The 11,820-nt window shown below is 67.2% G+C and carries 11 protein-coding genes and 1 tRNA gene; 9 read left to right on the top strand and 3 right to left on the bottom strand.

Annotated elements, in window-relative coordinates; genetic code table 11:
• Positions 1-10 precede the first annotated feature (10 nt).
• Positions 11-1,117 (bottom strand): acyl-CoA dehydrogenase family protein, encoded by a 1,107-nt coding sequence (locus tag DMB80_RS17235; protein ID WP_111510968.1) that lies wholly within the window; start codon positions 1,115-1,117, stop codon positions 11-13.
• A gap of 15 nt (positions 1,118-1,132) precedes the next feature.
• Positions 1,133-2,290, bottom strand: a complete 1,158-nt coding sequence (locus tag DMB80_RS17230) for an acyl-CoA dehydrogenase family protein (protein WP_111511004.1) — start codon at positions 2,288-2,290, stop codon at positions 1,133-1,135.
• Between the two features lie 168 nt (positions 2,291-2,458).
• Between DMB80_RS17230 and DMB80_RS17225 the strand changes: the two genes are divergently transcribed.
• From DMB80_RS17225 to DMB80_RS28405, 8 genes are all read left to right on the top strand, one after another.
• A complete protein-coding gene (locus DMB80_RS17225) occupies positions 2,459-2,698 on the top strand; it encodes a hypothetical protein (RefSeq protein ID WP_111510967.1) in 240 nt (79 codons plus the stop codon).
• Positions 2,699-2,729: 31 nt separating this feature from the next.
• Positions 2,730-3,263 carry a hypothetical protein gene (locus tag DMB80_RS17220; RefSeq protein WP_111510966.1) on the top strand — a complete coding sequence of 178 codons (534 nt, stop codon included), beginning with the start codon at positions 2,730-2,732 and terminating at the stop codon, positions 3,261-3,263.
• A 333-nt stretch (positions 3,264-3,596) separates the two neighbouring features.
• On the top strand, positions 3,597-4,373 hold the full coding sequence (locus DMB80_RS17215; protein ID WP_111510965.1) for a peptidoglycan-binding protein: 777 nt from the start codon (positions 3,597-3,599) through the stop codon (positions 4,371-4,373).
• Positions 4,374-4,413: 40 nt separating this feature from the next.
• Positions 4,414-6,891, top strand: a complete 2,478-nt coding sequence (locus tag DMB80_RS17210; protein ID WP_240431244.1) for a hypothetical protein — start codon at positions 4,414-4,416, stop codon at positions 6,889-6,891.
• A gap of 181 nt (positions 6,892-7,072) precedes the next feature.
• Positions 7,073-8,059: a DNA adenine methylase gene (locus DMB80_RS17205; protein ID WP_111511002.1), complete on the top strand. Its 987-nt coding sequence runs from the start codon at positions 7,073-7,075 to the stop codon at positions 8,057-8,059.
• Entirely contained in the window at positions 8,059-8,898 is an 840-nt protein-coding gene (locus DMB80_RS17200) for a hypothetical protein (protein ID WP_111510964.1), read from the top strand. Before DMB80_RS17205 ends, DMB80_RS17200 begins: the two co-directional genes overlap by 1 nt.
• Before the next feature lie 346 nt (positions 8,899-9,244).
• Positions 9,245-9,340: an alpha/beta fold hydrolase gene (locus DMB80_RS28940; RefSeq protein ID WP_420812197.1), complete on the top strand. Its 96-nt coding sequence runs from the start codon at positions 9,245-9,247 to the stop codon at positions 9,338-9,340.
• A 119-nt stretch (positions 9,341-9,459) separates the two neighbouring features.
• On the top strand, positions 9,460-9,948 hold the full coding sequence (locus tag DMB80_RS28405; protein WP_205538743.1) for a J domain-containing protein: 489 nt from the start codon (positions 9,460-9,462) through the stop codon (positions 9,946-9,948).
• 35 nt (positions 9,949-9,983) lie between these two features.
• On the opposite strand, the gene DMB80_RS17190 is transcribed toward DMB80_RS28405, so the two are convergent.
• Positions 9,984-10,056 (bottom strand) — tRNA-Arg (locus DMB80_RS17190).
• 101 nt (positions 10,057-10,157) lie between these two features.
• Here DMB80_RS17190 and argS point away from each other — a divergent pair.
• The gene (gene argS / locus DMB80_RS17185; protein WP_111510963.1) at positions 10,158-11,810 is read left to right on the top strand and encodes an arginine--tRNA ligase; all 1,653 of its coding nucleotides are present in this window, start codon (positions 10,158-10,160) and stop codon (positions 11,808-11,810) included.
• The last annotated feature ends 10 nt before the right edge of the window (positions 11,811-11,820 follow it).

Raw genomic sequence — 11,820 nt, 5'->3', positions numbered from 1 at the left:
CCTGCAGGATTTAGACGGTGACGACCTCGTAGTCGCCCAGTTGAGCCACCAGCGTGTGCAGGTGGTCCTGCGCCGAACCCAGCGTCTGTTCGATCGCCGTCAGCCGCGCGGCGTAGTGACCGACCGGATACTCGGCGGTGACACCGATACCGCCGTGCAACTGGATCGCTTCCTGGGCGATGTGGCGGCCCGACCGGCCGATCTGCACCTTCGCGCGCGCGGCGACCGTCGATGTCAGGTCACCCTCGGCGATCGACATGGCGGCGTACAACGCCATGCTGCGCGCGAGCTCGAGTGAGACGTACATGTCGGCGGCGCGCTGGGTCAGGGTCTGGAACTTGCTGAGCGTGACGCCGAATTGCTTGCGCTGGGTGAGGTATTCGGTGGTCAATCGCAACGCCTCTTCCATGGCGCCGAGCGCCTCGGAGCACAGCCCCGACGAGAACCGCACCAGGGCACGCTCGACGGCCGCCGACGCGTCGACCGCGTCGCCGAGCGGCTCTGCCGCGACGTTGTCGAGGTCGATCTCGGCCCCGCGCTGACCGTCGAAGGTCTTGTAGGGCTTGCGTGATGTCGCGGTTGCGTCGACCAGGAAGAGCCCCGTGCCACCGTCGGGCAGTGCGGCCGTCACCACCAGGGTGTCGGCGCTGTCACCGGCGAGCACCGGGTTCTTGGTGCCGCTGACCGTCCAACCGTCGCCGGCGCGTGCTGCGGTGGTGGAGACGGTCGTGGTGGGCCGCCTCATCCCTGGCTCGGTGTGGGCGAAGGCCAGGAGGCGCTCACCGGCGGCGACCTCGTCGAGCAGAGCGCGCTGTTCGGTGCTACCGACCTCGGCGATCACCGCGCCCGGGCCCAGCGCCGCGTGCAGCACCGGTTCGGGAGCCAACCGGCGACCGGCTTCGACGAGCACCGAGTGGATCTCGAGCTGCCCACCGGCGTCCTCGTCGAAACCCAGGCCGAGCACGCCGGTTTCGGCGAGCTGGCCCCACACGTCGCGGCTCCAGCCCTGGTCGGTGTCGAGGACCTTGAGGCGGCTCTCGACGTCGTAGGCGCGGGTGAGCATCTCGCGAGTGGTGTCACGCAGCAGGGTCTGTTCTTCGCTGAACTGGAAGTCCATGAGTTCGCCTTCTCTCTACAGTCCGAGGATGGTCGACGAGATGATGGTGCGCTGCACTTCGTTGCTGCCGCCGTAGATCGAGGTCTTGCGGTAGTTGAGGTAGCGCGGCGCGCTGTGCTGCGCCCACTCCGGGGACGCGATGTCCCCGCCCTGGAACGGCAGGATGTCGGGCCCGGCCACTTCCATCAGCAGCTCGGTGGCGACCTGCTGCAGCTGGCTGCCCCGCAGCTTCAGCACCGACGACGCGGGGTTGGGCTTGCCGCCCTTGGAGCCGGAGGCCACTCGCATCTGCGTCAATTCCAATGCGAGCACGTCGTTTTCGGCCTCCGCCAGTCGCGCGGCGAACAGCGGATCCTCGAACAGACCGCTGGCTTTGGCGCGTTCCTTGACCTCCGCGAGCCGCACCTTGGTCCGGGCGACCTGGGCGATGCCCGTGCGCTCGTTGCCGAGCAGGAACTTGGCGTAGCTCCAGCCCTGGTTCTCCTCGCCGACGAGATTCTCGGCGGGCACGCGGACGTCTTCGAAGAAGACCTCGTTGACCTCGACGCTGCCGTCGACGAGCTTGATCGGCCGCATCGTGATCCCGGGGGTGTCGAGATCGATCAGCAGGAACGAGATGCCGGCCTGCTTCTTCGGGGCGTTCGGATCGGTGCGCACCAGGCAGAAGATCCAGTCGGCGTACTGGCCCAGCGTGGTCCACGTCTTCTGGCCGTTGACCACGTAGCTGTCGCCGTCGCGAAGCGCCGTGGTGCGCAGCGAGGCGAGGTCGGAACCCGCCTCCGGCTCGGAAAAGCCTTGGCACCACCAGATGTCGAGCGCTGCCGTGGGCGGCAGGAACCGCTCCTTGACGGCCTGCGAGCCGAATTCGGCGATCACGGGGCCGACCATCTTGGCATTGAAGTTCAGTGGCTCGGGCACGCACGCCAACTGCATCTCGTCCAGCCAGATCTGATGCTGCGTGGGGGTCCAGTCCTTGCCGCCCCATTCGACGGGCCAACTGGGCACGGCGAGGCCGTGGTCGTTGAGGATCCTGTGCGTGGTGACGATGTCTTCTTTGGTGATCTCCGTGCCGGCGCGGCTGCGCTCTCGGATGTCGGCAGGGATCTCCGTGGTGTAGAAGGTGCGAAGCTCGTCGCGAAACGCGGCTTCCTCGGGTGTCAGTGCCAGCTGCATGGCCGCCTCCTGCTCCATCGATGGACTCCCTGCAGACTAACCACTTGGTTGGCGCCGATTCCGGGCAGTGCGGCGATGTCATTTCTCGGCGCGTGTTATTGCTTGCAGCGTCAAATTGGCGCGTAACCTCTCCAGGTGTTCGCAACTCGTCTGAAGAGGGGATTAGACATGCGCAGACTCGCCATGACGGTCGGGGCTTCGGCCTTGGTCGTCGGCTCGCTGCTGGGGGCGCCGATGGCCACCGCCGCACAGCTCACCAACCCCGCTCCCGCGCCGGCACCCATGCCCACGCCTGAGCGCAAGCCGGTGCAGCTGCTCGACTGCTACGGGTCGACCGGCTGGATGGGATGCGGTCCGGGCTGGACGTGGCGCGACGGCTGGCGCGGCTTCGCGTGCTACGTCTGCTGACCCGACAACCCTCGAACCCGCGGAGAAACCGATGAAACTTCCAGCCATTTCACTCGGGGGACTGGCCGCAGTGTCGGCAGTCCTCACCGTCGGCCTCGGAACAGCCGCTGCCGCACCGAATTACGGCACGCTTCCCGTCGATCCGAACGTCTCGACCGACTCGACGGCGTACGTGTCCGTGCCGCCGATCGTCGACCCCGGCGGCCAGCAGGGCGTCGAGCAGGTGTTCAACCACCGTGACGGCAGTCGCGCCATCACGACGAAGATCCTGGTGCTGGCGTCACCGCAGGCGGCCACGGATGCGATGAACGCATGGCGCGACGGCCTCGGCAGCGTCGTCGCCAACCCGAACGCCGAGCCCGTCGACGTCGCGCCGGGTGCGATGTGGGCGACCGGGATGTCGCCGAACGGCGCGCAGTCCGTGGGCGTGCTCATGTTCACGCGGGGCAACGCGGCGGTCGACGTGGAGTTCGACGGGCCGGCCAACGATCCGGTTCCTGCCGACCTCGCGACGCAGTACGGCAAAGACCAGGTGGCCTCGCTGGATCGTCAGCTGGGTTCCTAGTCACCACGGCTCCGCAAACGCCGGGGTGGGCCGCCTGCAGCGGCCTGCCCCGGCGTTTGTCGTCTGCGCTCAGCTAACTCGCCGTTTGGCCCCTACGCTCCTGGGTCGAAAAAAAGTTTTCCCGACCAAGCTAAGTCGGCGATCTTGTCATTGACAAGCAATGCGCTGAACAAGTGATTCGATTACTTGTCTCGGCAAATCCCTAGAATTACTAATCTCTGAAATTTTTCTCCGAATCCGGTTTGACATCGCTGTCAATAGAGCACCCAGCGCACGAGTGGATGGCCCCGCATCGACGCGGCGGGGTTGGGCTGGACCGCAGGAGAAGGAACCATGGCTAACCAAGGACTCACCCCCGAAGAACTGCAAGCCGAGGTCGGCATCGCGCTTCCCGACAAAGAAGTCGTCTCGATCATCGACGTCAACGCCGACATCAATGTCGGTATCGACGCCGCCTCGCCAATCGACCTCTCGGCGGCGGCCAACCTCAATGTCGCCGCCCCGATCCAGGCGGGCGCAGGCGCGAACGTCCTGACCTACGGGTCGGGTGCCGACGCCATGGTGACGCACTCGGCCGACGGCGGCGTCGTGATCATGCAGACCATGGACAACGTGACAGCAGACGCGTCGTCGATCCAGGACAGCGCCATCGACCAGGCCGGTGACACGTCGACCGGGACAGTGACCGATCCGGTTGCCGGCACCGACTCGGGCACCGAGACCGACACCGGTGCCACGGTGGACACCGGGACCGGCGCCTTGGCCGACGGCGCCCTGCTCAATGTGGACGTCAACGTCGACCTCAACGCGGACCTCGCCGCACCCATCGCCGGCGGTGTGGCGGCCAACGCCAACGTGGCCGCGCCGATCAACGCCGGCGTGGCGGCGAACATCGGGTCGTGGGACTCCACGGCCGACGCGGTGTCGATCCAAGACGCCACGATCACCCAGACCATGAACGACGTGCACGCGACCGCCGACTCCGATCAGACGTCGAGCATCGCGCAGGGCAGCACCAGCGGAACCGCCGACAGCGCCTCGGGCGCCACCTCGAGTGGCACCAGCGCCGGCACGAGTTCTGCAGGGAGCGATAGTAGTTCGGCCGCCTAGGTAGGCGCGTACACACTCCTCACGGCGAAAGGTTCGAACGGTGACCGTGACGAGCGAGGGGTCGGTACCCACACAACAGGTACTGCAGCGCGCCGACGGGGTCGAGCTGATCGGGGAGATGGCGGGATCGGGCTACAAGGTCCCGCCCTCCCTGGTCCGCCGGGCCGACGGCCAGACGATCCAACTCACTCCGCTGCTGTATGCGACGCTGCGCGCCATCGACGGATCTAGGAATCCGGAGGCCGTGGCCGCCGCGGTGTCCGCCGAGACCGGCCGGGATGTGTCAGCGGACAACATCGGCCATCTGGTCGACAAGCAGCTGCGACCTCTAGGGCTGCTGGTGCTGCCCGACGGCAGCCAGCCCGCAACGAAGAAGCGAAACCCACTGCTGGGCTTGAAGTTGCGCTATGCGATCACCGATCCCGAGCGCACACGGCGGCTGACCGACCCGTTCGGAGTTCTGTTCCGGCCGTGGGTGGTCGTGCCGATGCTGGTGGTTTTCGCAGTCGTGTGCTGGTGGGTTTTTCTTCGAAAAGGGCTGGCGCATGCGGCGTATGACGCTTTTCAGCGGCCGGGCCTGCTGATCCTGGTCTTCGCCGTCACGATCCTGTCGGCCGGCTTCCACGAATTCGGGCACGCCGCGGCTGCCCGGTATGGCGGCGGAACGCCCGGCGCCATGGGCTTCGGGGTGTACCTGGTGTGGCCCGCGTTCTACACCGACGTCACCGACACCTACCGGTTGGGCCGGCGGGCGCGGGTGCGCACCGATCTCGGCGGACTCTATTTCAATGCCATTGTCGCCGTGGCCATCACCGGCCTGTGGCTGTGGCTGCGCTACGACGCGCTCCTGCTCGTGGTCGCAACCCAGATCTTGCAGATGCTGCGGCAACTCGCGCCGATGGTCCGCTTCGACGGCTACCACGTGCTCGCCGACCTCACCGGGGTGCCCGACCTGTACTCGCGGATCAAGCCGACCCTGCTCGGGCTGCTGCCGTGGCGATGGGGTGACCCGCACGCGAGCATGCTGAAACCGTGGGCGCGCATGCTCGTCACGGTGTGGGTGATGGTCGTGGTACCCATGCTGCTGACGGCGTTGGTCGGCGCGGTGCTCGCGCTGCCCCGGCTGCTCGGCTCGGCGTGGTCGGCACTCGGCACCCAGAAACAGGTTCTGCTCGCCGCGTGGGGTGACGGCGACGTCATCCAGGTGGCCGCGCGCGTGCTCGCGATCATTGCGATCCTCATCCCGGTCGCAGGCGTGCTCTACATGCTGGTCCGGTTCTTGAGGCAGACCACGCTCGGCACGTGGAAGGCCACCGCGGGCAAGCCGGCGATGCGGGCGCTCGCGCTGCTGGCCGGCACCGCGATGGCCACCGGCGTTGCCTATGCGTGGTGGCCTGGGGACGAGACGTATCGGCCGATCCAGCCCTACGAGCGCGGCACGATCGGTGACATCGCCTACGCGGTGGGGTTGGAGCGGCTCGGGTCGCCGCCGCCGCAGCGGTCGGCGCCCACCCGGCCGGTCGCCGCGAACCGAACACTCGCTCCTGGGCAGCGCGGAGTCATGCGCGCGATGTGGGACACGCGCAGCCCCCTGCCGACGGCAGGTCAGCCGCGGTTGATGGTGGTGCTGATCCCGCGGATTCTGCGATCCGGTGGCGCGGCGGGCAGTTCGGCTCCTGTCACGACGGTCGCCGACAAGGGGTGGGTGTTCCCGGTCGACAAGCCGCTGACCCCCGGGCCCGACGACAACCAGGCGCTCGCGGTCAACACCACGAACAACACTGTCGTGTACGACACGGCGTTCGCGCTGGTCTGGCAGACAGACGAGAAGTACGCGGAGAACATCAACGACGCGGAAGCCTATGCGTCGTGCCGGAATTGCGGCGCCGTCGCGGTCGCATATCAGGTGGTGTTCGTCATCGACGGCGACGATTCCAACAACAACGTCGCCACCCCGCAGAACCTGGCGGGCGCGCTGAACTACGACTGCATCAACTGCCTCACCTATGGGCTGGCGCAGCAGTTGTTCATCACGATCGACGAACCGCTGTCGCCGGCGGCGATGGCAAAGATCGACGAGGTGTGGTCGAGGGTGTCGGCGTTCCAGGCGCAGATCGAGGCCGGGCAGGTGAAGCTCGCCGACATCCAACCGCAGCTCGAGGCGTACACAGACGAGATCAAGGCGATCGTCGAGGAGGATCAACCGGGCACGTTCGCGACCCCGACGACGGTGGCGGCGACGTCGTCTGCGCCGACGACCGCCCCTACCTCGACCAGTGCCGCGCCGACGATGTCGGAGACCGCCACGCCGACGAGTGACGCGCCAGAACCGAGTGCCTCCGTCGAGGCGTCCGAGGCCGAGACGGCCGCCCCGTCGACCTCGAGCGCGCCGTCGACCACGGCGGGTTCGACGTCGACCGTGGCCCCCGCAGATCCGACGACGGATGCGACGGCGTCGGCCGACTCGACGGCGGACGCGAGTTCGGCGGGGACGGACTCCAGCAGCAGCACGGGTTGACGGTGGTCGCCGCTAGGGTGACCGGCACTGTGATGAATCAACCTGTAACCGCGAACATGCGCCGGTGAGCGTGCCGAAGAAGCGGGCTGATGTGTGCGAATCTGTCTCCGTGGCGCGCGCATCCGACCTGACGTCCTCGGACGTCGTCGCCGCGGCACAGCGGTTTCCTCGGCTGCGCTACATGGGGTCGAAATACCGTCTGCTCCCGCACCTGGAGCGGGTGTTCGCCGAGATCGGCGGGGAGACGGCCGTCGACGCGTTCTCGGGGTCCGGAGTGGTGTCGTATCTGCTCAAGGTCCAGGGCTTCGCGGTCACGTCGAACGATTTCCTGAACTTCCCGGCCGTGATCGCGGCGGCGACGGTGCAGAATTCCTCGGTGCGGCTCGACCAGGATCTGATCGATCAGATCTGCGGCCCGCCGGCCGACGACCGCGACTTCATCCAGGGCACCTTCGACGGCCTGTACTTCACGCCTGAAGACCGCCGATTCCTCGACTCGGCGTGGTCGCACATCGACACGCTGAAGGGGTACCGGCGCGACCTCGCGATCTCGGCGTTGATCCTGTCCGCAGCGCGCAAGCAGCCGCGCGGAGTGTTCACGTTCACCGACGGCACCAAGTACGCCGACGGGCGCCGCGACCTGAAACTGTCGCTGCGAGAACACTTCCGCGAGCGCGCCCTCGACTACAACGCGACGGTGTTCAGCAACGGCAAACGCAGTCGAGCTCGGCGTGGCGACGTGTTCGAGATCCCCGACAACACACCGGATCTCGTGTACCTAGACCCGCCGTACGCCCCGCCCAGCGATGACAACGACTACATCAAGCGCTACCACTTCCTCGAAGGCCTGTCGGTGTATTGGCGTGACGTGACGATCATGGAGAACACCAAGACCAAGAAGCTCGAGAAGCGGTTCACGCCCTTCGCGTACAAGCGGACCATCGAGGACGCGCTGCTCCGGTCGTTCGAGCACTTCGCCGACGCGGGCGCGATCGTGTTGTCGTACTCATCGAACGCGATTCCCGGGGCGGCGCGCATTCGCGACCTGCTGGGCAAGGTCAAACCGTCGGTCGAGATGATCGCGATCGACCACAAATACAGCTTCGGCACGCATGTGGCGGCGGCTCGGCGCGACGTGAGTGAGTATCTGTTCATCGGGCGGGATTGATGAGTGATGCCGTTCCCTTCGACGACTACGTGGCGTCGCTCGGTCGGCTGACCGCGATCGTCGACCCGACGGCGTCGACGCCGGAAGCCGAGGCGATCACCGAGGCCGTGGCCAGCCTGGAGCAGCTTCCCGACGTCGACGCTTCGTCGCTGGCCTGGTGGGCGCGGCATAATGCGCAGTCAGTGCACGTGCTGGGCCTGGCGGTCGGGCTCGGCCAGGAGAAGCTCAAAGCGGCGTTGACCACCGAGTTCGGCTCGGCCGGGTTCGTCACGCTCGCGCGGAGACGGCCGACGGAGCTGATCGCGATGCTCGACGAACAGTTCGATCTGCTACGGCTGCTGCGGGTGCAGCGCAACCGCACGTATGGTCTGGCTGATGTGCTGATCGCCCGCGCCGGGCCGCGGGCGACCGCGTCCGGGGGACAGGCGTCCGGGCGCAAGATCGAAGACGAGATCTCGGCGATAGCAACCGATCTCGGACTGCCGCACACTCAGCGCTCGCGATTCACCGGGCGTCAGGGGCGCACGGCGCCGGCCGATCTGATCGTCCCCGACGCCGACAACGCGTCGATTGTCGTCGCGGCCAAGGGTTTCGACTCGACCGGCAGCAAGCTCACCGATGCGGTGCGCGAGATCGAGGAGATGGCCGAGGTGAGGCTGCCGCGTCAGTATGTGTTCGCGGTCATCGACGGCATCGGTTGGCATCGGCGTAAAGCCGACCTGAAGAAGATCCACAGTCTCTGGGCGAACGATCACATCGACGGCATGTACACGTTGGCGAGCCTGGATCAGTTTCGCGCAGATCTGCGCGACGCAGCGACGCGGCTGGGGCTCGGGTAGGTCACGTCGACGCGGTCCGCGCGGGCCGGAATGACTCCGAAGGCCCGTGCGTAGCAATCTGTGATCGCGGTCCATGTTCTCCCGCTGCCGTTGTTGGCTGATGTCATCGTGAGCTCCCCGTCATCGTCGTAACGTGCTGTGGCACTGCAGATGACGATGCCCTGGTGAAATCCGCGGGCGTATCCGCCGATCGGCCGGTGCGGCGGGGGAGTGCGGTGTCCACCGATCGGTGGACACGCGGGGCTACGTCAGGGGCCGGCGGATTCCGCGATGGCACCTCGGATGAACATCGCGAGCGCGCGGGCCGGAAGGCTCGAGTCCAGAAGACCGTTCGGTCAGAATCCTGTTGCCGCGTGCCGAGGTCGTCGAACTCGACGGCGTCGGCCACTTCCCCCAGCACGAGGCGCCGCGTGCGGTCGCCGGCGCGATTCGCGCGCAATGAACAGGCCGCGTTGACCAGGTGGGCAGCCCCGGCGGGCCGGCATGTGCGCGGTCTTCAGACTCATTTCAGCCCCCGGCGGTAGCGTCGGCTTCCCGGCCCAGCATGTGAAGGAGCAGCCGATGAGTGAACTGGTCGGGCGTGGCGGGGATGTGCCCGCGAAAAAGGCGCCGGGCAAGAAGGCGGCGGCGAAAAAGGCGCCGGGCAAGAAGGCGGCGGCAAAGAAGGCGCCGGGCAAGAAGGCGGCGGCAAAGAAGTTGCCGGGCAAGAAGGCTGCGGCGAAGAAGGTGCCGGGTAAGAAGGCCGCGGGCAAGAAGGTGCCGGGCAAGAAAGCCGCGGCCAAAAAAGCGCCGGGCAAGAAGGCGTCCGATGGGTTTGCGTCATCGCACTTCGACGAAAACGACGCGCCGCCGCGGATGAAAGTACCGGAACTGCCTGCGCCGCCGACTGATCCGCTGTCAGTTCTGGGGCTTGGTGAGGTCCACACCGAGGCTGATCTGAACCGTGCCTGGCGGCGCTACGCGGCCCGTCACCATCCCGACCGCGGCGGTGACGCGTTGACGTTCACCCGTGGGCGGTTGGCGTACGAGGAGCTGCTCGCTCGGCGATGACGTGACAAGCGCCGAGCGGCGGTTGACGTGATGAGTGCCCCCGGCAGGATTCGAACCTGCGGCCTTCTGCTCCGGAGGCAGACGCTCTATCCCCTGAGCTACGGGGGCGCATGATGACACTGCGCCGATCGGGCGTGGCCTAGCGTAGCGCATCCGCGCGAGGAAACGGATTCGGGGCAGAAGGGCCCCAGACCATAGGATGGTCCCTCGTGACCCCCGCCGATCTGGCCGAACTGCTCCGCAGCACCGCTGCCGCGGTGCTCGATACGCACGGCCTGGACGCCTCTGCACTGCCGGCCACCGTCACCGTGGAACGCCCCCGCAATCCCGAGCACGGCGACTACGCCACCAACCTGGCCCTTCAGCTGGGCAAGAAGGTCGGCGCCAACCCCCGCGAGCTGGCCGGCTGGTTGGCCACCGCGCTCATCGAGCAGCCCGGTATCGCCGCCGCCGACGTGGCCGGACCCGGGTTCGTCAACCTGCGCATCGAGGCTGCCGCCCAGAACGTGCTGGTCAAAGACGTCATCACCGCCGGCGCCGGCTTCGGTACATCGACCCAGCTGGGCGGCCGCAGGGTCAACCTCGAGTTCGTCTCGGCCAACCCGACCGGCCCGATCCACATCGGCGGCACCCGCTGGGCAGCCGTCGGCGATGCCCTGGGTCGCCTACTGACCACTCAGGGCGCCGAGGTGGTACGCGAGTACTACTTCAACGACCACGGCGCCCAGATCGACCGGTTCACCAACTCGCTGATCGCCGCCGCCAAGGGCGAGCCGACCCCCGAGGATGGCTACGCCGGCTCCTACATCGGCGACATCGCCGCGCAGGTCCTCAGCAAGGAACCCGATGCGCTGAGCCTGCCCGACGAGCAGATGCGCGAGACGTTCCGCGCCATCGGCGTCAACCTGATGTTCGACCACATCAAGGCCTCGCTGCACGACTTCGGCACCGACTTCGACATCTACACCCACGAAGACTCGATGCACACCTCCGGCCGCGTCGACCAAGCCATCGCCAAGCTGCGCGAAACCGGCGCCATCTACGAGAAGGATGGCGCCACCTGGCTGCGCACCACCGACTACGGCGACGACAAGGACCGCGTCGTCATCAAGAGCGACGGCAACCCCGCCTATATCGCCGGTGACCTCGCCTACTTCCTCGACAAGCGTCAGCGCGGCTTCGACCTGTGCATCTACATGCTCGGCGCAGACCACCACGGCTACATCGCGCGGCTCAAAGCCGCCGCGGCCGCTCTGGGCGACGATCCTGACACCGTCGAGGTGCTCATCGGCCAGATGGTCAACCTGGTCCGCGACGGTCAGCCCCTGCGGATGAGCAAGCGCGCCGGCACCGTGATCACCCTCGACGATCTGGTCGAGGCGATCGGTGTGGACGCCGCGCGCTACGCGTTGATCCGCAGCTCTGTCGACACCCCGATCGACATCGACCTCGAGCTGTGGTCTTCGGCATCGGCCGAAAACCCTGTCTATTACGTGCAATACGCGCACGCGCGGCTGTCCGCGCTGGCCCGCAACGCCGCAGAGCTCGGCATCGCGCCCGACACCGCGCACCTCGATCTGCTGACCCACGACAAAGAGGGCACGCTGATCCGCAACATCGGCGAGTTCCCGCGGGTGCTCGCCACCGCGGCGGCACTGCGCGAACCGCACCGGGTGTCGCGCTACCTCGAGGACCTGGCCGGCGACTACCACCGCTTCTACGACTCCTGCCGGGTGCTGCCTCAGGGCGACGAAGAGCCCGGCGACCTGAACGCCGCGCGGCTGGCCCTGTGCGCGGCCACCCGTCAGGTGATCGCCAACGGTCTGACCATCCTCGGCGTCAGCGCGCCGGAGCGGATGTGATCGCCCACCC

The sequence above is a fragment of the Mycobacterium kyogaense genome, assembly GCF_003254575.1.
GTDB lineage: Bacteria > Actinomycetota > Actinomycetes > Mycobacteriales > Mycobacteriaceae > Mycobacterium > Mycobacterium kyogaense.
The sequence above is the reverse complement of the archived record's forward strand: the minus strand, read 5'-3'. Positions and strand labels throughout refer to the sequence as shown.

What these genes read in the sequence shown, in the direction of transcription:
- DMB80_RS17205 (WP_111511002.1), top strand. Translation starts at nt 7,073, where the DNA reads ATGGGGTCGAAATACCGTCTGCTCCCGCACCTGGAGCGGGTGTTCGCC.
- DMB80_RS17230 (WP_111511004.1), bottom strand. Translation starts at nt 2,290, where the DNA reads ATGCAGCTGGCACTGACACCCGAGGAAGCCGCGTTTCGCGACGAGCTT.
- DMB80_RS17200 (WP_111510964.1), top strand. Translation starts at nt 8,059, where the DNA reads ATGAGTGATGCCGTTCCCTTCGACGACTACGTGGCGTCGCTCGGTCGG.
- DMB80_RS17220 (WP_111510966.1), top strand. Translation starts at nt 2,730, where the DNA reads ATGAAACTTCCAGCCATTTCACTCGGGGGACTGGCCGCAGTGTCGGCA.
- DMB80_RS17235 (WP_111510968.1), bottom strand. Translation starts at nt 1,117, where the DNA reads ATGGACTTCCAGTTCAGCGAAGAACAGACCCTGCTGCGTGACACCACT.
- DMB80_RS17225 (WP_111510967.1), top strand. Translation starts at nt 2,459, where the DNA reads ATGCGCAGACTCGCCATGACGGTCGGGGCTTCGGCCTTGGTCGTCGGC.
- DMB80_RS28405 (WP_205538743.1), top strand. Translation starts at nt 9,460, where the DNA reads ATGAGTGAACTGGTCGGGCGTGGCGGGGATGTGCCCGCGAAAAAGGCG.
- DMB80_RS17215 (WP_111510965.1), top strand. Translation starts at nt 3,597, where the DNA reads ATGGCTAACCAAGGACTCACCCCCGAAGAACTGCAAGCCGAGGTCGGC.